The following is a 20,656-nucleotide window of genomic DNA, read 5'->3' as shown; positions in this document are numbered from 1 at the left end:
TCGGCGTGAAGGCTACACGCCGTGACCGCCGGCTGTCGAGCGTCCGCGCGACGCTCAGCTCGCGGGTGCCGTGCCCTCGTCGTCCGCAGCCAGCGCGGGCGCTGGCATCGGTGCGGACGGCTTCGTCGGGTCGCTCGCCGCGAGGCCGTCGAGCATCTTGCGCGCGCTCGCCTCCGTCCAGCCCGGAAGCTCGGCCACCGCGGCGGGCGTCGCCTCGCGCAGCCCCTGGATGCTGCCGAAGTGCGTCAGCAGCTGCCGGCGCTTGATCGGCCCGACGCCGGGGATCTTGAGCAGCTCGGACGTGACGGTGCGGATCGTCCGCCGCTTGCGCTGGAAGGTGACCGCGAAGCGGTGCGCCTCGTCGCGCGCCTGCTGCAGCATCCGGAGCGCGGGCGAGCGCCGCGGCATGCGCAGCGGGTCGCTGCGTCCGATGACGAAGACCTCCTCCTCGCGCTTGGCGAGCGAGATCATCGGCATGTCGGACAGGCCGACGGAGTCCATCGCCTCCTTCGCGGCGTTGAGCTGCCCCTTTCCGCCATCGATGACCACGAGGTCCGGCAGCGGACGCTCCTCCTCGAGGCGGCGGCGGAAGTAGCGGCCGACGACCTCCTTCATCGACGCGAAGTCGTCGATGCCGACGACCGTCTCGACCTTGAACTTGCGATACTCGGCGCGCTTGGCGCGCCCGTTCTCGAACCAGACGCACGACGCGACCGTGTCCGTGCCCTGCGCGTGCGAGATGTCGAAGCAGACGAGCGCCCGCGGCACCTTCTTCAGCCCGAGCTCGCGCTGCAGCTCGTAGACCGGATCGGCGGCGCGCTCGTCGGCCTCCATCGTCGAGAGCTTGAACTCCTCCAGCAGATGCCGGGCGTTCTGCTGCGCGAGGTCGACGAGCTGCCGGCGCGAGCCGCGCTGCGGCACCACGACGCGCGTGCGCTGCAGCGACTGCTCCAGCACCTCGCGGTCCTCGAAGTCGAACGGCACCAGCAGCTCCGCCGCGCGCTCCTCGCTCCCCAGGTAGCTGCGCGCGAGGAAGGCCGCGAGCACGGCCGGGTCCTCGTCGCCGTCGGTGTTCTCGAGGAACCGGTGGTCGCGCGCCAGCAGCTTGCCGCCGCGGATGCGCATGATCGCCACGCAGGCGTCGTCGCCGTCGCGCGCGTAGCCCACCACGTCGCGGTCACCGCCCTCGATCTCGAGGACGACCGTCGGCTCCTCCATGCGCTCCAGGTGCCGCAGCGCGTCGCGCAGCTCGGCCGCCCGCTCGAAGTCGAGGTTCTCCGCCGCCTCCGCCATGCGCGCGTTGATGCGGCGGGCGACCTCCGCGGTCTTCCCGTCGAGGAAGACGAGCACCTCGTCGATCATCGTGCCGTAGTCCTCCTGCGTCTGGTTGAAGATGCAGGGAGCCTTGCAGCGCTTGATGGCGAAGTCGAGGCAGGCGCGCTCGGGCATCTCGCGCGGCATGTCGTAGTTGCACGACCGCACGGTGAAGATGCGCTTCACGACGTTGAGCGCGCGCCGCATCGCGCCGACGTCGGTGTACGGCCCGAAGTACCGGGCGCCGTCGCTCTGCAGCCGGCGCGTCACGAACACGCGCGGGAACGGCTCCTGGACGGTGACCTTGATGTACGGATACGACTTGTCGTCCCGGAGCGCGATGTTGAAGCGCGGCCGGTACTCCTTGATCAGGTTCGCCTCGAGGATGAGCGCGTGCGCCTCGGTGGGCACCACGATCGTCTCGAGATCGCGGATGTTGCGCACGAGCCCGCGCGTCTTCGGGCTCGTGGCGTGGTCGCTCGCGAAGTAGCTGCGCACGCGCGAGCGCAGCCGCTTGGCCTTGCCCACGTACAGCACGACGCCCTCGGCGTCCTTCCACAGGTAGACGCCGGGCGACTCGGGGAGGTGCGGGAGCTTGGAGACGACGGATTCGGGAGGCGCGATCATCGGGTCGTAATACCCGTCGGGGTCGGTCGCGTTCTGGGCACGACGCAGGCCGTCGTCGCTCATCGCCGCGCCCGCGCGCCCACGCGCGCCCGCACCCGCGCCAACAGCTCCGCCGCCTCGCCCTCACCGAGCGCGGCCGTGATGGCGAGGTAGGTCGCGCCGAAGACGCCACAGGTCACGGCGGCCGTGACCAGTGCGGCCGGGCCCCGGATCATCGACCCGAGCAGCAGCTTGGTCCCCCACCCCACCCCCGCGGCCACCGCGGCGGCGAGCCAGAAGCGGGTCATCGTGCGCGCGGGTACCCCGACCGCTCCGATGCGCGCCGCCAGCGCTCCACGCAGCAACGCGTACTCGATCCAGCCGACGATGCCCGCGCTGGCCGTCAAACCCACCGTCCCCCACCGTGGATCGATGCCGAGCAGCCGCGGCACGTGCCGCGCGGCGAGGTAGCCGAGGATCAGCGTGAGCGCGATGCGCACGAGCGCGAAGCGCAGGGGAGTGCGCGTGTCCTTCAGCGCGTAGAACGTCGACGCGTAGAGCCGTCCCTGCGTCGACGCCAGCAGCCCGATCGAGGAGCCCGCGAGCGTGGCCCAGACCCACAGGACGTCCGTGCGCGTGAAGCGCCCGTAGCCGAACACCGCCCCCGCCAGCACGTCGCCGAGCGCGAGGAAGGCCGCCGCCGACGGCACGACGAAGAACGCGATGCGGCGGAGCGACCTGGCGAGCCGCGCGCAGAGCTGGCGGGCGACCTCGTCCGACGCACCGTGCAGGCTGGCCATCGCCGGGAGCTCGGCCGCCGTCACCGCCATGCCGAACAGGCTCCCGGGCAGCAGCGAGAGCGACTGCGCGTTGGTGAACACGGTCACCGCGCCCTTGGCGACGAGGCTCGCGAGGCTGCTGTCGATGTAGGAGCTGATCTGCACGACGCCACGCCCGACAAGCACCGGTGCGAAGCTGCGGAGCACCTGTCGTACGTTCGGGTCACCGCGGCCGAGCGAGGCGCGCAGCAGCGGGGCGACCCGCCGCACCGTCGGCACCTGCACGAGCAGCTGCAGCGCGCTCCCGGCGACCGCCGCCCACGCCACGATGGTCGCGAGGCGCGCCTCGGCCGCGCGTCCACCCCACGCCACAAGCGCGCCGATGATCACCAGGTTCCAGGCGACCGGCGAGAGGTACGACAGCAGGAAGCGTCGGTGGCTGTTGAGGATGCCGAGGCACCACGCCGATCCGACGAGGAGCCCGATGCCGGGAAAGACGATGCGCACGAGCTGGATGGTCAGCTCACGCGTCGGAGCATCGAAGCCGACGGCGACGGATCGCACGAGCAGCGGCGTCGCGACGATCCCGGCGAGCGTCAGGACCGCGGTCGTCAGCGCGAGGAGCACGCCGACGGCTCCGGCGACGCGGTCGGCGGCCTCGCGCTCGTCGCGCCCGATCAACCCCGCGTAGACCGGGATGAACGACGCCGAGAGGACGCCTTCCCCGAACAGGTTCTGCAGGAAGTTGGGGATGCGCATCGCGGCGTTGAACGCATCCGCCACGGCGCCCGCGCCGAAGTAGTGGCTGAACGTCCCCTGGCGCACCAGCCCCAGGACGCGCGACGCGAGGATGCCGATGCCGACCAGCGCGGCCGCGCGACCACCGCCCATCGTCCGACGCACCGCCGGTGCCGGTGCGGGCGTCGGATCGATGGCGCCTGGCGCTTCGCGCGCTGGCGAGTCGTCGCCGAATGCCTCGGGAGGCCCGCCGCCGGTCACGCGCGGGTGGTTCCGTCGACCAGCGCGTCCGCGTGCGTCCGCGCCGCCGCTAGCATCGCATCGAGCAGCGCGGGCCCGTGGCGCGCGACGAGCGGCAGCGCGTTCAGCGCGCGCTCCTGCCGCACGCCGTCGGGAAAGAGCGCCGACCGCGCGACCGCGAGCGCACGCGTCTCGACGTCGTCGCGACGCTTCAGCGCGGCGAGGTAGCGACGCTCCAGTCGCTGGATGCGGTGCTCGAGGCTCCGAGCCGCACCCTCGACCGCGGGCGCGGGCAGCAGCGCGCGCGCCTCGTCGTGCTCGCGGAGCGCGTCGGTCGCGCGCGCCACCGCGTCGCGCACGGCGTCGAGCGCCTGCGACACCGCGGCCGGCATCGCGCGCCGCGCCAGGTCCGCTTCCGGCGCATGCGGGTGCCGCAGGTCGTCCACGTCGAGCCCGAGATGGTCGAGCGCACGCCGCACGTGCGGCTCCACGATCGTGACGGACCAGCGGGGGACCGCGAGCGGCTGCGGTACGCCCAGCGCGGTGGCGACGGCGCTGACCTGCGCGAAGTAGGCGTACTCGCCCGGTCCGGCGACGTAGGCGACCGTCGGCAGGATCGAGCGCTCCATCACGGGGCGCAGCAGCACGTTGGGCCCGAGCGAGCCGCGCTTGACCGAGGGCACGATGGCGCGCGCATCGGCGACGGCCACGCGCGCCTTGCGGCCGTCCGCGTCGTCGCGGAAGACCAGCGTGCGTCCGGCGACGTCCGGCACCTGCGGTGCGAAGCCCGCGGCCTCGATCGCCGCCGTCCGCTGGGCGAGCGCCGTCTCGATCGCCGCCGACTGCATCAGCGCGCGACGCAGCAGGTTGAAGCCGGCCTCGCGCACCGCGGGATGCGACGCGTCGATGACCGCGATGCCGAGCGGCTCGAGGAGCGCGCGCAGCAGCCGGACGTACGCGTCGCCGACCGTGGCACCCGGCACGTAGGCCGCGCGCGCGGCGTCGAGCGCCTCGACGAACGCGGCGGAGCCGGCGGCCCTGGCCAGCACGTCGAAGAGCGGTCGCACGTCATCACCCATCGGGACGGCGCTCATCGGCGTGCCCTCGATAGGCTCGGCCTCGAGACGCAGCGTGCGCACCGCGCCGTCGAGCGCCACCACCGTTCCCCGCGCTTCCTCGAAGTCCGCGTCGTCGGTGGCGGCCCAGAAGACCGGCGCCACCGGAAGCCCCGTGCGCTCTTCCAGCGCGTCGGCGAGCGCGCGCGCGGAGATCGCCTTCGAGAGCGTGTAGAGCGGACCGCCGAAGAGGCCCGGCTGCTGTCCCGTCGTCACGACGATGCCAGCACCGGCCGCGCTCCGCTCCAGCCGCGCCGCCGCCTCACCACTCACATCGAACGCCGGGCGCAGGAGCTCGAACCACGCGCCGGCCGAGAACTGCAGACGGACGGCGTCGGCGTGCAGCCGCCATTCCGCCGTGCCGGTGGGCATCGGCGGATACCAGGCGTGCGGCAGCGTGCCGGCGAGCGCCGCCCGCGCGAGCGGCGAGCCGCCCAGCGGCTCCGTGCGCACGGCGACGCCGACGTCGGCGCGCGGCGAGGTCGCCGGTCCGGGCGCGCGCGCGGGCGCGGCGGAAGCGTGCGAGCGCTCGCTCACGACGCGCTCTCCATCGCGCGACATCGCATGTGGCTCATCATGGAATCTCTCGCGCGGCGCGCGGCGCCGGCGCTCACTTGTGGTACGGTTCCCCGCGCGCGATCGTGCCCGCGCGGTAGAGCTGTTCGGCGAGGACGAGGCGCGCCAGCTCGTGCGGCAGCGTCCAGGGTGCCACGGCCAGCCGCAGCGCCGCGCGGTCGCGCACCGCGGGCGCGAGGCCGTACGCCCCGCCGACGACGAAGGTCACGTCGCGAGCCTCGTCGCGCTGGCGCTGCAGCCAGTCGGCGAAGCGCGGCGACGTCCACGCCTCGCCGCGCTCGTCGCACGCGACCAGCGCGCTCCCGGGCACGGCGCGCTCGAGCAGACGCTCGGCCTCGCGCTCGCGCACCTGCTCGGGCGCCAGCGAGCGCGCCGACTCCTCGCGCACCTCGTGCACCGCCAGCGGCCAGTAGCGCGCGGCGCGCGTCTCGTAGTCCGCGATCGCGGACGCGAGCTCCCCACGCGGGCGGCCGACGACGGCGAGGACGATGCGCATGCGGGCGCGGGCGGAAGCGGGAACGGCGGGGCGCTCATGCGCCCCGCCGCGAGTGTCAGGCGTAGATGCCGCGCAGCTTGTGCACCGTCGCCACGCGCGTGATGGACAGCATGTACGCCGCCGTGCGCATGTTCACCCGGTGCTGGCGCGAGAGCGCGAGCACGTCCTGGAAGCTGCGCGTCATGATGTCGCGCAGGCGCTCGTTCACCGTGTCCTCGGACCAGAAGTAGCCGCCGCGGTCCTGCACCCACTCGAAGTAGGAGACGGTGACGCCGCCGGCGTTGGCGAGGATGTCGGGGATGACGAAGATCCCCTTCTCCTCGAGGATCGCGTCCGCGCCCGCCGACGTCGGGCCATTCGCGCCCTCCGCGATGATGCGGGCCTTCACGCGCGCGGCGTTCTTGCTCGTGATGACGTTCTCCAGCGCCGCGGGCACCAGCACGTCGACGTCGAGCTCCAGCAGCTCCTCGTTGGACAGCTGGTCGCCGCCGTTGAAGCCGTCCAGCGACTTGTGCTTCTGCACGTGCGCGATGGCCGCCGCGACGTCGATGCCCTCGGGGTTGTGGAACCCGCCCGTGCGATCGCTGATGCCGACGATCCGGCACCCCTGCTCTGCCAGCAGCTTCGCGGCCACCGAGCCGACGTTGCCGAAGCCCTGCACGGCGACCGTGGCGCCGGCCATCGGACGGCCGAGATGCGCGAGCGCCTCGCGCACCACGAACATCACGCCGCGGCCAGTCGCCTCGCGGCGGCCGAGCGAGCCGCCCATCTCCACCGGCTTGCCGGTGACGACGGCGGTGACCGTGTGGCGGACGTGCATGGAGTACGTGTCCATGATCCACGCCATCACGCGCTCGTTCGTGTTGACGTCGGGCGCGGGCACGTCCGAGTCCGGACCGAGCGTGTCGATGATGCCGGCCGTGTAGCGACGCGTCAGGCGCTCCAGCTCCCCGACGCTCATCTGCAGCGGATCGCACACGACGCCGCCCTTCGCGCCGCCGAACGGCAGGTTCACGACGGCGCACTTCCAGGTCATCCAGGCCGCGAGCGCGGTCACCTCGTCGAGGTTCACCGCCATGTCGAAGCGGATGCCGCCCTTGGCCGGCCCGCGCGACGTGTTGTACAGCACGCGGTGACCGGTGAAGACGCGCACCTCGCCGTTGTCCATCATCACGGGCACGCTCACCGTGATCTGCTTCTCGGGATGCCGCAGCACCTGGTAGATGCCGGGATCCAGATCGAGCAGCGCGGCCGCCCGGTCGAAGCGCGACATCATGGCCTCGAACGGGTTCTCCTCGTTGAGGAAGCGGTCCTTGTCGGGCAGGACGATGTTGGACGTGGGGAGGCGCAGATCGGTGGCCATGGGAGAGGGCGGTCGGGCCGGCGGACCGGCCGGGTGGGACGCTACGTTCGCGCTACGTTCGCGCCGCGAGCAGGCGGCCGAGCGAGTCCTCCAGGACCCGCTCCCCGCGCTCGACCGTCACGCGCTGGGAAACATACCACAGGGTCGGCGCGCCGCGAGGCCACAAGGGGCCGAGCTTGACCGCGTCCTTGAGCGTGCACACGACCCGATCGACGGCGCGCGCGCGCGCCACGAGCGTGTCGACGTCCGCCGCCGTGTAGGCGTGATGGTCCGCGAACGCCGCTGTGACGACCTCGGCGCCCGCGGCGCGCAGCTGGCTCTCGAACGCCCGCGGGTCGCCGATGCCCGAGACCGCGAGGACGCGCGCGCCGGCGAGCGCCGTGACGTCGGCGGCTCCCCCACGTTCCGCGGTCCCGGCGTGGTCCTCCCACGCGCGCAGCTCGTGGGGTGCGAGGTGCACGAGCGCGTGCCCGGCGCCCGGCGCGCGCGCCGCGAGCGCCGCCAGCAGCGCGTCGGCCTCCGCGCGCGACGTCGACTTCCGCGTCACGACGACGACGCTCGCACGCCCCAGCGCGTCGAGCCCCTCGCGGTACGGGCCGGCGGGCAGCAGCCGCGCGTGCCGCAGCCCGCGCTCCGCCGCGAGCAGCACCAGGTCCACCGTGCGTGCGGCGCGGCGGTGCTGGAATGCGTCGTCGAGCACGACCACGTCGGCGCCAAGCGCCCGCGCCTGCTCGGTACCCGCGACGCGATCCGGGGCGACGACGACCGGCACGTCCGGATTCAGCAGCGCGTGCACCCGCGACTCGTCGTCGCCGACGCCCCGGAGCACGATCGCCGGCCGCGCGCCGCGCTCGCGCAGCGTGCGTGCGATCCAGGCGGCGACCGGCGTCTTCCCGGTGCCGCCCACGGTGAGGTTGCCAACGGAGATCGCGGGGAGCGGGAGCGCGTGCGTCGCGGACAGCCCGCGGTCGTACAGGGCGCCGCGCGTGGCGACGCCGGCGCGGAAGAGCATCGAGAGCGGAGCGAGCGCCGCGCGTGCCACGCCGGCCGCCACGTCGTCACCATACCAGACGCGCTCCGCGAGGCGGGCCAGATCCACGCGCCGTGCTCCGCTTATCGCGCGGCGCGCGCGGCCGATTCGGCACGCGCGCCCAACGCGTCCATCAGCGCCGCGAACGCCGCGCCGTGCTCCGCGGCCTCGCGCGGCGTCGCCCCCGGCACCGGCGTCGGATCGCCGTACGCCACCGTGATGCGTGCGAACGGCTTCGGGATCTCGAAGCGGTCCCAGCTCCGCAGCCGCCAGCTCCGGTCGACGTGCGCCACGACCCCGATGATCGGCACCCCGGCGCGCTGTGCGGCGATCAGCGCGCCGGGCGCGAACGTGTGCCGCGGGCCGCGCGGGCCGTCCGGCGTGACGGCGATCTCGCGGCCGCGTCGCAGCACGCCGACCAGCTCCAGCAGCGCGCGGCCGCCGCCGCGCGACGTCGAGCCGCGCACCGTGTCGTAGCCGAGGGCACGCGCGACGCGGGCGATGATCTCGCCGTCGCGGTGCTCGCTGATGAGGACCGCCACGCCCTCGCCGCGGTGGTGCCAGACGAGGGGCAGCAGCTGCCCGTGCCAGCACGCGACCACGACGCCGGTGCCGGGCGTCGCGCGCAGCGCATGCCACCCCTCCCGCCCGACCTCGCGGAAGCGCCAGGTGAGCGCGAGCAGCCGCAGCACGACGGTTCCCGCGGCCACCCCGAGGCGGACGCGCAGGGGCACCGCAGGTGCCGCGGACGGCGCGTCGGCCGTCCGCACGGCACCCGCCATGTCGCTCACGGGAGCATCTCGCTCGCGATCTGCGCGACGCGTCCGGCAGCGCCCGGACGACCGAGCGACGAGCGGACCTTCGCGAGCGCGTCGCGCATCCGATTGCGCTCCGAGCCGCCGCGCAGCAGCGGCAGCAGCGCGTCGGCCATCGCGTCGGGCTGTACGTCGTCCTGCACGAACTCGCGCGCCACCTCGCGCGCGGCGACGACGTTCACGAGCCCGATGCGCGGGATCTCGACGACGCGCCGCGCGATCGCGTACGTCCAGCTGCTGGTGCGATAGGCGACGATGAGCGGGCAGCCCGCGACCGCGGACTCCAGGGTCGTCGTGCCGCTCTTGCACAGCGCCGCCGTCGACGCGCGCAGCAGCATGAGCGATCCGGACTGCACCATCGGATACGGACAGCGCGCGGGATCGATCGTGACGGTGGGCGCGACGCTGACGACGACGCGCAGCCCCTTCACCTCCGACTCCAGCCGGCGCGCGGTCGCGACGAACGCGTCGAGGTGCCGCTCGATCTCCTGGACGCGACTGCCTGGGAAGAGCGCCAGCAGCGGCCCGTCCGGCGGGATGCCGAGCCGCGCGCGCGCCTCCTCGCACGTCGGCAGCCCCTCGGCGCGATCGAGCAGCGGGTGGCCGACGAACGTCGCATCGATGCCGTGCTCGCGCAGCAGCTTCTCCTCGAACGGGAGGATGACGGCCGCCCGCGAGATCACCTGCGCCATCCGCGCGAGGCGGTTCTTGCGCCACGCCCAGACCTGCGGCGTGATGAAGTACAGCACCGGCACGCCCGCGCGGCGCGCCTCGGCCGCCACGCGCATGTTGAAGCCGGGATAGTCCACCAGCACGAGCAGCGCGACGCGCCCGCTCTGCAGCCGCGCGCGCAGCCGCCGCAGCAGCGCGTAGTGCGCCGGCACGTGGCGCAGCACCTCGACGAACCCCATCACCGCCATGCGGCCCGTGTCCTCGAGCAGCTCGACGCCCGCCTGGCGCATGTGGTGCCCACCGACGCCGGTGAGGTGGAGGTCGGGCCGAAGCTTCTTCAGCGCCGCCGCCACTCCCGCGGCGTGCAGGTCGCCCGACGCCTCGCCGGCGACGAACAGGACCTCCCGGCGTGCACCCGCTTCGGACGCGCTCACGACGCGACGGCCGGCTGCGCCGCGACACCGCGCAGCGCCGGAAGCGTGCGCTCGATCTCGCTCACGATGCGGAGTGCGACGTCGAGCGCCTCGCGCCCGTCGGCGCCGGTGACCGTCGGCGGCGCCTCGCCGCGGATCGCCGCCACGAAGCTCTCGAACTCCAGGCGCAGCGGCTCCCCCTCGGGCGCGTCGAGCGGAACGCGCTCGACGAACAGCGCGAGGTCCAGCGGGCCGGCGGGCGCACCGGCGGTCGACGCGACGCTCGCCGCCACCTTCGCCAGGTCGACGTCGCGGCGCATGCGGAAGAACTCCCCGTTGCCGGCCGCCAGGTCGAGCGAGAGGTAGCCGCTCTGCTGGAAGATGCGGATCTTGCGCAGCCGCTCGCGCGACACGCGGCTGGCCGTGATGTTGGCGACCGCGCCCGACTCGAAGGCGAGGCGCGCGTTGGCGATGTCCACCGTGGGCGTCAGCACCCCCACGCCGGTCGCGCGCACCTCGCTCACGTGCGAGCCCACGAGCGTCCGTACGAGGTCGATGTCGTGGATCATCAGGTCGAGCACGACCGCGACGTCGGCGCCGCGCATCGAGAACGGCGCCAGCCGGTCGCTCTCGATGAACCGGGGCGCGTCGACGTACGGAAGCGCGGCCCGCACCGCGCGGTTGAACCGCTCGACGTGCCCCGTCTGCACGACGGCGCCGTTCCGCTCCGCGAGCGCGAGCAGCTCGTCGGCCTCGTCGAGCGTCGCGGTGATCGGCTTCTCGATCAGCAGGTGCTTGCCGCGCTCGAGCGCCGCGCGTGCCACCGCGTAGTGCGCGGGCGTCGGCACGACGACGGTGAGCGCGTCGCACGCGTCGATCAGCGCGTCGAGCGACTCGAACGCCGGCACGCCGAGCTCCGACGCCACCTGCGCGCGGCGCTCGGCCGACTGCTCGTGGAAGCCCGCGAAGCGCGCGCCCGGGAGGTCGCGCAGGATGCGGACGTGGTGGTAGCCGAGCGCGCCGGCACCGACGACACCGATCCGTGGCGTGCGGCCGTTGTCCGCCATGCTCAGAAGCCCACGCCGCGCGGGCTGCTCTCGACGAAGTCGAGCAGCGCGCGCACGTCCGGGTTCTCGACGTCCACCTCCGCGCGCGCGCGCTCGATCGCCGCGCCCAGGTTGAGCTCCGAGCGGAAGAGCAGCCGGTACGCCTTCTTCAGCTCCGACAGCGTCGTCTCGGTGAAGCCGCTGCGCTGGAGGCCGAGCGTGTTCAGGCCATAGAGCTTCACCGGGTTGCCGACCGCCTTCACGAACGGTGGCACGTCCTTCACGACGCGCGAGCAGCCGCCCACGAAGGCGTGGCGGCCGATGCGCACGAACTGGTGCACCGCCGTGAGCCCGGCGACGATCACCTTCTCCTCGATCGTCACGTGCCCGGCCAGCTGCGTCCCGTTCACCAGGATCACGCCGTCGCCGACGTGGCAGTCGTGCGCGAGGTGCACGTACGACATGATGAACGCGCCCTTGCCGACCGTCGTCTTGTACGACTGCTTCGTGCCGCGGTTGATGTGCGAGTACTCGCGGATCGTCGTGTCGTCGCCGATCTCGACCCACGTCTCCTCGCCGCCGAACTTCAGGTCCTGCGGGTCGCCGCCGAGGATCGTGCCGATGCCGACCTTCACGTTGCGCCCGAGACGCACGTTGCGCTCGAGCGTCGCCCGTGCCGCGATGACCGAGCCGTCGCCGACGGTGCAGCCCTCGCCGACCATCGCCCACGGGCCGATGTCGACGTTCTCGCCCAGCACGGCGTCGGGATGCACGATCGCCGACGGATGGATGCGGGTCCCGCTCACGGAAGGTGCGTCTGAAGGAAGCGTGCTCGCCGCGATCATCGATCGCGGACCATCGCGGCCATGTCCGCCTCGCACACGACCTCGCCGTCCACCTTCGCGACGCCGCGCATCTTGCACACCATGCCGCGGATCTGGACGATCTCGAGCTCGAAGCGCAGCGAGTCGCCCGGCTTCACCGGCCGCCGGAACTTCACGTTGTCCAGCGACATGAAGTAGACGACCTTCTGCGACGGCTCCGGCACGTTGCCGAGCAGCAGCATGCCCCCGGTCTGCGCCATCGCCTCGACGATCAGGACGCCGGGCATGATCGGATGCCCTGGAAAGTGGCCCTGGAAGAACGGCTCGTTGATCGTGACGTTCTTCAGCCCCACCACGTGCTTCTCGTCGATCTCGAGGATGCGGTCGACGAGGAGGAACGGGTAGCGGTGCGGGAGCACCTTCATGATGTCTTCGATGCCGAGCACGGGAGATCGACGCTCCTCGGAGGCGGCACGAGCGGGCCGCGCGGTGGAAGGGGAAACGGCGGGTGCCGCGGCCGCGTCGGCGCCGGTGGGCGCGTCCGCGGGCACGGCCTGACGCAGCAGCTCGCGGACGAGCGTGACCGTGCCGCGGTGGCTCGGCTTGTAGGCGACGATGCGGGCCTGCACCCGCGTGCCCGCGAGCGCGAGGTCGCCCACGCAGTCCATCGCCTTGTGGCGCACGAACTCGTCGGGCCAGCGCAGCGTGCTCTCGAACAGCCCGTGCTCGTCGAGCACGACGGCGTTGGACGTCGACGCGCCCTGGATCAGGCCCTTCGCGCGCAGCGCCTCGACCTCGCGGAGGAAGCCGAAGGTGCGTGCCCAGGCCAGCTCCGCGGCGAACGCCGAGGGCGTCACAACGTAGCGGCCGGCCTGCGGGCCGATCAACGGGTGCGGGAAGTCGATGGAGACCTCCAGCGAGAGCGCGTCCGCCGGATACGCCTCGTAGACGCTCTCGCCGTCGATCACGCGCACGGGCTCCGTGATGCGCAGCGGCGCCGGCGCGGGCGCGTCGCCCGACACCACGCCCGCATCGAGCAGCGCCTGCAGGAACGGCCCCGCGCTGCCGTCGGCGATGGGCGGCTCGGCCGCGTCCATCTCGATCACGAGGTCGTCGATCCGCAGCCCGGCGACCGCCGCCAGGACGTGCTCCACCGTGTGCAGCGCGTCCTCGTCATGCCCGATGACCGTGCGGCGCTCGCTCGCGACCGCCTGCGACACGTGCACGGGGATCTCGGGCGCGCCCGGACGATCGACGCGGCGGAAGACGATCCCCTGCCCCGCGGCGCCCGGCTGGAACGTCAGCCGGCACTCGGCGCCCAGGTGCAGGCCGACGCCCGAGACAGTGGCGGCACGCGCGATCGTGCGGCGTCCGCCGGTCTCCGGCAGCGCCGCGACGCGCGCGGCCTCGCGCGCGATCTCGTCCGCGGTGATGCCGGGCGGGAGGACGGCGGTCACGACGTGGACTCCTGCTCGCGCGGCTCGCGCGCCAGCAGCCGCTCGAGCGCGCGCGTCATCCCGGCAAGCTTGAAGAGCGCCGCGGACGCGCGCAGCGACTCCTTGTGCGGGCGGCCCGGATAGCCGCTGTACGTCGCGCCGGCCGGCACGTCGCCGAGGATGCCCGCCTGGCCGCCGATGCGTGCGCCCTTGCCGATCGTGACGTGCCCCTGGATGCCCGCCTGGCCGGCGATGATCACGCCGTCCTCGATGGTCGTCGAGCCGGAGACGCCGACCTGCGCCATCACCAGGCACAGGCGGCCGAGCCGCACGTTGTGCCCCAGGTGGACCAGGTTGTCGATGCGACTCCCGGCGCCGATGACGGTGTCGCCGATGCTGCCGCGGTCGATGGTCGTGTTGGCGCCGATCTCCACGTCGTCCTCCACCACGCAGCGGCCCACGTGCGGGATCTTCCGGTGCTGCCCGTCGGCGAAGACGTAGCCGAAGCCGTCGCTGCCGAGCCGCACACCCGAGTGGATCGCCACCCGCTGGCCGAGCACCGTGTTCGGGTAGAGCGTCGCGTGCGGATGGACGTGGCTGTCCGCGCCGACGACGCTCCCCGCCCCCAGCACGACGTGGGCCTCGACCCAGGCGCGGTCGTGCAGCGTCGCGCCGTCGCCCAGGATCGCGTACGGGCCGACCGTCACGTCGGCGCCGAGCGTCACGCCGCGGCCGACGATGGCCGTCGGGTGGATGCCGGGCTCGCGCGGCGCCGGCCGGTAGAGCACGGGCAGCACGCGGAGCATCGCTTCGTGCGGCCGCTCGACGATTACGCGCACCGCGCCCGGCGCACCCTCGGCGTCGGCGAGGTCGGGCGGGACGAGCACCACGCCGGCGCGCGACGCGGCGAACACCGCCGCGTACTTCGCGCGCGCGTAGAACGAGAGGTCCTCGGCGCCCGCGCGGTCGAGGGGCGCCATGCGGCGCACGACGGCGCTGCCGTCGTCGCCGGCGCGCACCGTGCCGCCCACCAGATGCGCGACCGCGGCGGCGGTGAGGGAGGTCCCCTCACCACCGCCGCGCGTCGCGTCGCGGGCCGCTCCGGCCGGAGCCGCGGCCCGCGCCGGGTCTGCCGTCACGAGCTCAGTTCGCGGGCGGCGTCTTCGGGCGCGCGGCGCCGGCCGGCGCGGCGACCGGGCCCGACGTCGGCGTCGCCGCCGGACGCGCCGCCGGAGCGGCCGGGCGCGACGACGCGATCGTGCGCATGCGCGCGAGCACCTTGTCCGTCACGTCCATCGACTTGTCGGCCGACAGCAGCGCCGAGTTCGGGCCGAACGCGAAGATCATCGAGAAGCCCTCGGTCGTGCGGACGTCGTTGATCGCGTCGCGCACCAGCGTCTCGAACTGGCCGGCCAGCTCCTGCTCGCGCTGCGCTCCACGCTCCTGCAGCGCCTGCGCGCGCTGCTGGTACGACTGCTGGCGGTCCTGCAGCGCCTTCTCGCGCGTCTGGCGCACGGCGGCCGTCAGCGTCGGCTGCTCCTTCTGGTACGCCTGCACGGCGGTCTGCAGCGAGTCGCTCATGCGCTGCAGCTCCGCGCGGATGCCCTGCGCCTCGCGCTCAAACGACGCCTGCGCCTCGGCGCGGCCCGGGACCTGGTCCATCACGGAGGCGACGTCGACGTAGCCGACCTTGAGCGCGCCCTGCGCGGCGGCGGGCGCCGCGGCGAAGGTCAGACCGAGCGAGAGCGCGGCGACGGCCGCGCGAAGGGAGGAACGCATTCGGGGAGGACTCCTGCCTACGAGGGAGAAGAGGACGTGGACGCCGACGGCACAGATGCGAGCGCGATCGCGCTCAGAACATCATCTGGCCGAGACGGAAGTGCAGCTGCCATTTGGGATCGGGGCGCAGCCGGCCCGTGATCGGATCGCGCGAGAGGCGGTCGAAGCCGTAGGCCCAGTCGAGGCCCAGCGGTCCAAGCGGCGTCACGACGCTGGCGCCGATGCCCGCGCCGCGGAACAGGCGCGTGGGATTGAACTCCTTCGCGCGCGCGAAGTTGTTGCCCGCGTCGTAGAAGATGTTCGCGTACAGCTGCTGGCTGACGCGCAGGCCCAGCTCCGCGGTCATCGTCAGGTACGCGTTGCCGAACGCCTGGCGGCCGGACGTCGCGTTGAACTGCTCGGCGTCGGGGTCGAAGCCGCGCGGCGTGATCGAGAACTCGGGATAGCCGCGCAGCGGCTGGCCGTACTGCACGCCGCCGAGCGCGAAGCCCTGCTGCAGGAAGAACGCGCCTGGAGAGCCGAACAGCGCGCCCGCCTTGCCCGTCAGGCCGAGCACGAACTGCTTGGGCTGCGAGCCCGGCGCCTTGCCGCCGAACTGCCCGACCGTCACGTACGAGCGGAAGTCGCCCGTGTAGCGCTGGAACGCCGTCGTGCCGCCGAGGGGCCCGCCGCTGAAGTCGGCCGTCAGCGTCTGCATCCCGCCGGCGCTCGCGAACGGCAGCCCGATGCGCGTGTCGTGCGTCAGGTCGAGGCCGAGGTTCGACCGGAAGCAGTTGCTGGTACAGGTGCCGATGCCGAAGATCGACGGGTCGACGTCGCGCAGCGTGATCGCGTCGGCCGTGTACGAGACGCCGAGCGTCGAGAAGTACGAGCCGGGGACCGGGAGGCCGACGCGGAGCGTGGAGCCCGTCGTGATGTTCTGCCCGAAGCCCTGCACGTAGAAGCGGCTCTGGCGGCGGTACGCGCTCACCGTGCCGGACACGCGCGACTTGCGGATCGCCGGGTCGCTGTAGCTCAGCTGGAAGTCGTTGAAGAAGCGCCCGAAGTTCCAGTTGAGCGAGCCGCGCTTGCAGAGGCCGAACAGGTTCGGCTGGTCGACGCCGATGAAGCCGCCGACGCCGACGCCCGCGCCGCCCATCGACGCGCCGAAGTTGAACGAGCCGGTGCGCTTCTCCTTCACGCGGAACGTCACGTCCAGGTCGCCCTGCTCGTTGGACGGATGCGTGTCCGGGAACGGCAGCGGCGTGTCGAAGAAGCCCAGGTTGCCGATGCTCTGCCACGAGCGCAGCAGGCGGTCCTGGTTGAAGACGTCACCCGGGACGAGCACCAGCTGGCGCCGGATGCACTCCTCGGTCGTGTAGTCGTTGCCCGCGATGTCGATGCGGTTGATGATCGCCGGGTTCCGCTCCTCGATCTGCCAGCGGAGGTTCACCGTCGGCACCGAGTCGGGCCCCGTCTTGGTGCGCTCGACGACCGGATTGATGCGGGCGTAGATGTAGCCCTCGTTCCGGTAGGCCGTCTGCACGCGCTCCGTCGCCGCGTCCCAGCGCGCCTGGTCGAACACGTCGTTGTCCGGCCCGCGCAGGCGGCCGCGCGTGAGGCCCACGACGCGCTCGGTCAGCGTCGGGCCGGCGCCGGTGAACGGGTAGTAGCGCTCCAGCTCCTCGGTCGAGAAGCGGCGGTTGTCGATGATCTCGAAGGTGCCGATCCGGTACTGCGGCCCCTCGCGCACCGTGAGGTCGACGTACGCCTTGCCGCGCTGCCGGTCGACGATGACGGTGTCCTTCAGCAGCTGGAAGTCGACGTAGCCGCGCGACGCGTAGAGCGCGGGCAGGCGCTCGGACAGGTCGCCCTGGTACGCCTCCTCGTCGAACTCGCCGTCCTTCCACCAGAAGAAGCCCTCGGGGCTCGTCTTCATGGCGCCGACGATCGTCTTGTCGGAGAGCGCGGTGTTGCCGTTCACGCGCACGCCCGAGATGGCGAGCCGGCGCCCCTCGTCGATGCGGAAGAGCAGCCGCACGCGGCCGTCGTTCGTGAACGTCGACTCGGGCTTGATGCGCGCGAGGTAGAAGCCCTTGCTCTGGTAGACGGAGTCGATGCGCTGCATCGCGCGCGCGACCTTCGCCGGGTCGAGCGGCTGGCCGACCAGCAGGTCCACCTTCCCCGAGATCGTCCCCTCGGACTGCGCCTTGGTGCCGGTCACCGCGACGTCGGCGAGCAGCGGCCGCTCGCGCACGGTGAAGACCAGAGTCGCCTTCGCGCCGTCGGCGGCCAGCTCGCAGCCGGCGCGGACGTCGTCGAACTGCCCGGTGCCGTACAGGCGGCGGATCGCGCCCTGGACCTGCGGGCTGGCGAGCGTGCTGCCCGGCGTCAGCCCGAGGTCGCCCAGCGCGGAGCTGAGCGTGACGCGCGACAGTCCGCGCACGGCGATGGAGTCGGGCGTGGCACACCGCGCGGCGGGCGCCGACGTCGACGGAACCTGCGCCGGGAGGGCACGCACGGCGAACACGGCGCCGAGGCACAAAGCCAGGGCGCCGGCTCCCTTGGCGGCCGGGATCCGGAAGAGCGGAAATCGCATGGGCGGAATATACACAGACGGCGAAGGCGTAGGTCCACGCCCGGAAAGGAGTTCCGCGCCCGCCTCGGCCGTGCCTCGGCGGCCGCTCCGGGCGCGGCGGCTCTGGCGCGTTGGCGCGGCGCCGCGCGGCGCTCCGTCCAGGGGACCCCGCATGAGACACCCACGCCACCGGACGGGGTTGTCGCTTTCGCGCGCCGATTCGCCAGCTGAGGCCCCGAATGCACCGCGCCCCCGCGACCAGGGATCGGTCGCGGGGGCGCGGGTCGGGCGTCGGGCGCGGCTCAGGTCCGCAGGTCCGACGGATCCGAGGACTTCGTCGTGCTCGTGAGCGTCCGGAACTCGAGGCGGTCCTTCTCGGACGCGTGGACGTCCACCTCGATCTCGTCGCCCTTCGAGAACTCGCCCAGGAGGATCTTCTCCGAGAGCGGATCCTCGATGTAGCGCTGGATCGCCCGCTTCAGCGGACGGGCGCCGAAGTTCTCGTCGTAGCCCTTCCCGACCAGGAACTCCGTGGCCGCGTCGGTGAGGGTGAGCTTCATCTCCTCCTCGCCGAGCCGCTTCTGCACGTCGCGCAGCAGCACCGAGACGATCTGGCCGATCTGCGGCTTGCTGAGCGGGTGGAAGACGATGACATCGTCCAGGCGGTTGAGGAACTCGGGGTTGAACACGCGCCCCATCTCCTCCTTCACCTTCTCCTGGATCCGCTCGAAGTTGCGGACCGACGCATCGCCCTGCGTGAAGCCGAGCGACTTGCCGCGCGTGATGTCCTTGGCGCCGACGTTCGACGTCATGATCACCACGGTGTTCTTGAAGTCGATCACCCGGCCGTAGTTGTCCGTGAGGTGACCCTCGTCGAGCACCTGCAGCAGGATGTTGAAGACGTCCGGGTGCGCCTTCTCGATCTCGTCGAGCAGCACCACGCTGTACGGCTTGCGCCGCACGGCCTTGGTGAGCGTGCCCGAGTCCTCGTAGCCCACGTAGCCCGGGGGCGCACCGATGAGCCGCGACACGGAGAACTTCTCCATGTACTCGCTCATGTCGACGCGGATCAGCGCGGATTCGTCGGCGAACAGGAACTTCGCCAGCGAGCGCGCCAGCTCCGTCTTGCCGACGCCCGTGGGGCCCGAGAAGATGAACGTGCCGATCGGGCGCTTCGGATCCTTCAGGCCCGCGCGGCTGCGGCGGATCGAGCGGGCGATGGCCTTGATGGCCTCGTCCTGCCCGATGACCGTCTTGTGCATCTCCTCTTCCATGTTGAGGAGCCGCGCCGTCTCCGCCTCCTGCAGGCGCGTGACGGGGATCCCCGTCCAGCGGCTGACGATGAAGGCGATCTCCTCCTCGCCGAGGACCGGGCGGTGCGACTGGCGCCGCTGCTCCCACTCCTCCTGCTGCTTGCGGATGTCGGCCTGGAGCTCGCGCTCCCGGTCGCGCAGGCTCGCCGCCTTCTCGAAGTTCTGGTCGCGGACCGCGGCTTCCTTCTCCGCGTTGACCTTGTCCAGGTCCTCCTTGAGCGCGGCCACCTCCGGCGGCGGCGCCTGGCTGGCCAGGCGTGCGCGCGCCCCCGCCTCGTCGATCACGTCGATCGCCTTGTCCGGCAGGAAGCGGTCGGTGATGTAGCGCTCCGAGAGCTTGGCCGCCGAGAAGAGCGTCGTGTCGGGAATCGTGACGCGGTGGTGGTCCTCGTACTTCTTCCGCAGGCCCTGGAGGATCTGCACCGTCTCGTCGATCGAGGGCGGATCCACCACGACGGTCTGGAAGCGGCGCTCGAGCGCGCCGTCCTTCTCGATGTACTTGCGGTACTCGTTGAGCGTGGACGCGCCGACGCACTGCAGCTCGCCGCGCGCGAGCGCGGGCTTCAGCATGTTGCTCGCGTCGATCGCGCCTTCGGCCGCGCCCGCGCCGACGAGCGTGTGCAGCTCGTCGATGAACAGGATGATGTTCTTGTTCTGGGCGATCTCGTTCATGACCGCCTTCAGGCGCTCCTCGAACTGGCCGCGGTACTTCGTCCCCGCGATCACCGCCGCCATGTCGAGCGACAGCACGCGGTGGTCGCGCAGCGAGTCCGGGCACTCGCCCGTGGCGATGAGCTGCGCGAGCCCCTCGACGATGGCCGTCTTGCCGACGCCCGGCTCGCCGATGAGCACCGGGTTGTTCTTCTTGCGGCGCGTCAGGATCTCCATCACGCGCTCGATCTCCTTCGCGCGCCCGATGGTCGGATCCAGCTGCCCCTCGGCGGCGAGCGCCGTGAGGTCGCGGCAGAAGTGGTCGAGCGCCGGCGTCTTGGACTTCTTCTCGCCCTTGGGCGTCGGCGTCGAGGGCGTCGAGCCGCTGCCGCCCTTGTCGGCGGTGCCGCCGGCGTTGGCCTGCGGGGACTCGTTGCCGAGGAGGCGCAGCGTCTCCGCCCGCGCCGCCTCGAGGTTCACGCCCGTGTCGGTCAGCACCTGCGCGGCGATCCCCTTCTCCTCCCGCAGGAGGCCGAGGAGGAGGTGCTCGGTGCCGACGTAGCTGTGATTCAGCTCGCGCGCCTCGGCCATCGCCAGCTCGAGGACCTTCTTCGCGCGCGAGGTATAGGGGAGGTCCGGACCGGTAGCCTGCGCCGCCTTCCCCTTCTTGACCGTCTCCTCGATCTTCTGCTGGATCTCGTCGAGGTCGACGTTCAGGTTCTGGAGGACGGCCGCGGCGACGCCCTCACCCTCTCGGATGAGGCCGAGCAGGATGTGCTCCGTCCCCACGTACTCGTGGTGGAGGCGCGCGGCCTCCTCGCGGGCCATCGCGAGGACCTTCCGCACACGCTCGGTGAAGTTGTAGCCGTTCATGGTTCCCCTCGTATCCGGGT

The 20,656-nt window shown here is 72.5% G+C and carries 15 protein-coding genes; all 15 read right to left on the bottom strand.

What is annotated here, in order from left to right; translation table 11 throughout:
- Positions 1–54: 54 nt before the first annotated feature.
- Positions 55–2,004, bottom strand: coding sequence for an excinuclease ABC subunit UvrC (gene uvrC / locus rosag_RS18460; RefSeq protein WP_284351647.1), 1,950 nt, complete (start codon positions 2,002–2,004; stop codon positions 55–57).
- Positions 2,001–3,602: a murein biosynthesis integral membrane protein MurJ gene (gene murJ / locus rosag_RS18455; RefSeq protein WP_284351646.1), complete on the bottom strand. Its 1,602-nt coding sequence runs from the start codon at positions 3,600–3,602 to the stop codon at positions 2,001–2,003. Before murJ ends, uvrC begins: the two co-directional genes overlap by 4 nt.
- A gap of 92 nt (positions 3,603–3,694) precedes the next feature.
- A complete protein-coding gene (gene bshC / locus rosag_RS18450; RefSeq protein ID WP_284351645.1) occupies positions 3,695–5,329 on the bottom strand; it encodes a bacillithiol biosynthesis protein BshC in 1,635 nt (544 codons plus the stop codon).
- 73 nt (positions 5,330–5,402) lie between these two features.
- On the bottom strand, positions 5,403–5,864 hold the full coding sequence (locus rosag_RS18445) for a 23S rRNA (pseudouridine(1915)-N(3))-methyltransferase RlmH (protein WP_284351644.1): 462 nt from the start codon (positions 5,862–5,864) through the stop codon (positions 5,403–5,405).
- Between the two features lie 55 nt (positions 5,865–5,919).
- Positions 5,920–7,227: a Glu/Leu/Phe/Val family dehydrogenase gene (locus rosag_RS18440; protein ID WP_284351643.1), complete on the bottom strand. Its 1,308-nt coding sequence runs from the start codon at positions 7,225–7,227 to the stop codon at positions 5,920–5,922.
- Between the two features lie 52 nt (positions 7,228–7,279).
- The gene (gene lpxK, locus rosag_RS18435) at positions 7,280–8,326 is read right to left on the bottom strand and encodes a tetraacyldisaccharide 4'-kinase (RefSeq protein WP_284351642.1); all 1,047 of its coding nucleotides are present in this window, start codon (positions 8,324–8,326) and stop codon (positions 7,280–7,282) included.
- A 14-nt stretch (positions 8,327–8,340) separates the two neighbouring features.
- Positions 8,341–8,991 (bottom strand): lysophospholipid acyltransferase family protein, encoded by a 651-nt coding sequence (locus rosag_RS18430; protein WP_284351641.1) that lies wholly within the window; start codon positions 8,989–8,991, stop codon positions 8,341–8,343.
- 53 nt (positions 8,992–9,044) lie between these two features.
- Positions 9,045–10,178 (bottom strand): lipid-A-disaccharide synthase, encoded by a 1,134-nt coding sequence (gene lpxB / locus rosag_RS18425; RefSeq protein ID WP_284351640.1) that lies wholly within the window; start codon positions 10,176–10,178, stop codon positions 9,045–9,047.
- Complete coding sequence (locus tag rosag_RS18420) at positions 10,175–11,224, bottom strand: Gfo/Idh/MocA family oxidoreductase (protein WP_284351639.1); 1,050 nt, start codon at positions 11,222–11,224, stop codon at positions 10,175–10,177. The genes lpxB and rosag_RS18420 overlap by 4 nt, the downstream gene beginning before the upstream one ends.
- 2 nt (positions 11,225–11,226) lie before the next feature.
- Positions 11,227–12,009, bottom strand: coding sequence for an acyl-ACP--UDP-N-acetylglucosamine O-acyltransferase (gene lpxA, locus rosag_RS18415; RefSeq protein WP_284351638.1), 783 nt, complete (start codon positions 12,007–12,009; stop codon positions 11,227–11,229).
- A 35-nt stretch (positions 12,010–12,044) separates the two neighbouring features.
- Positions 12,045–13,484 carry a bifunctional UDP-3-O-[3-hydroxymyristoyl] N-acetylglucosamine deacetylase/3-hydroxyacyl-ACP dehydratase gene (locus tag rosag_RS18410; RefSeq protein ID WP_284351637.1) on the bottom strand — a complete coding sequence of 480 codons (1,440 nt, stop codon included), beginning with the start codon at positions 13,482–13,484 and terminating at the stop codon, positions 12,045–12,047.
- Positions 13,481–14,602 (bottom strand): UDP-3-O-(3-hydroxymyristoyl)glucosamine N-acyltransferase, encoded by a 1,122-nt coding sequence (gene lpxD, locus rosag_RS18405; RefSeq protein WP_284351636.1) that lies wholly within the window; start codon positions 14,600–14,602, stop codon positions 13,481–13,483. The genes rosag_RS18410 and lpxD overlap by 4 nt, the downstream gene beginning before the upstream one ends.
- 4 nt (positions 14,603–14,606) lie before the next feature.
- Complete coding sequence (locus rosag_RS18400) at positions 14,607–15,242, bottom strand: OmpH/Skp family outer membrane protein (protein ID WP_284351635.1); 636 nt, start codon at positions 15,240–15,242, stop codon at positions 14,607–14,609.
- A gap of 73 nt (positions 15,243–15,315) precedes the next feature.
- Complete coding sequence (bamA, locus tag rosag_RS18395; protein WP_284351634.1) at positions 15,316–17,820, bottom strand: outer membrane protein assembly factor BamA; 2,505 nt, start codon at positions 17,818–17,820, stop codon at positions 15,316–15,318.
- A 281-nt stretch (positions 17,821–18,101) separates the two neighbouring features.
- On the bottom strand, positions 18,102–20,636 hold the full coding sequence (locus rosag_RS18390) for an ATP-dependent Clp protease ATP-binding subunit (RefSeq protein ID WP_284351633.1): 2,535 nt from the start codon (positions 20,634–20,636) through the stop codon (positions 18,102–18,104).
- Positions 20,637–20,656 lie beyond the last annotated feature (20 nt).

This window comes from Roseisolibacter agri (assembly GCF_030159095.1).
Lineage (GTDB): Bacteria > Gemmatimonadota > Gemmatimonadetes > Gemmatimonadales > Gemmatimonadaceae > Roseisolibacter > Roseisolibacter agri.
The sequence above is the reverse complement of the archived record's forward strand: the minus strand, read 5'-3'. Positions and strand labels throughout refer to the sequence as shown.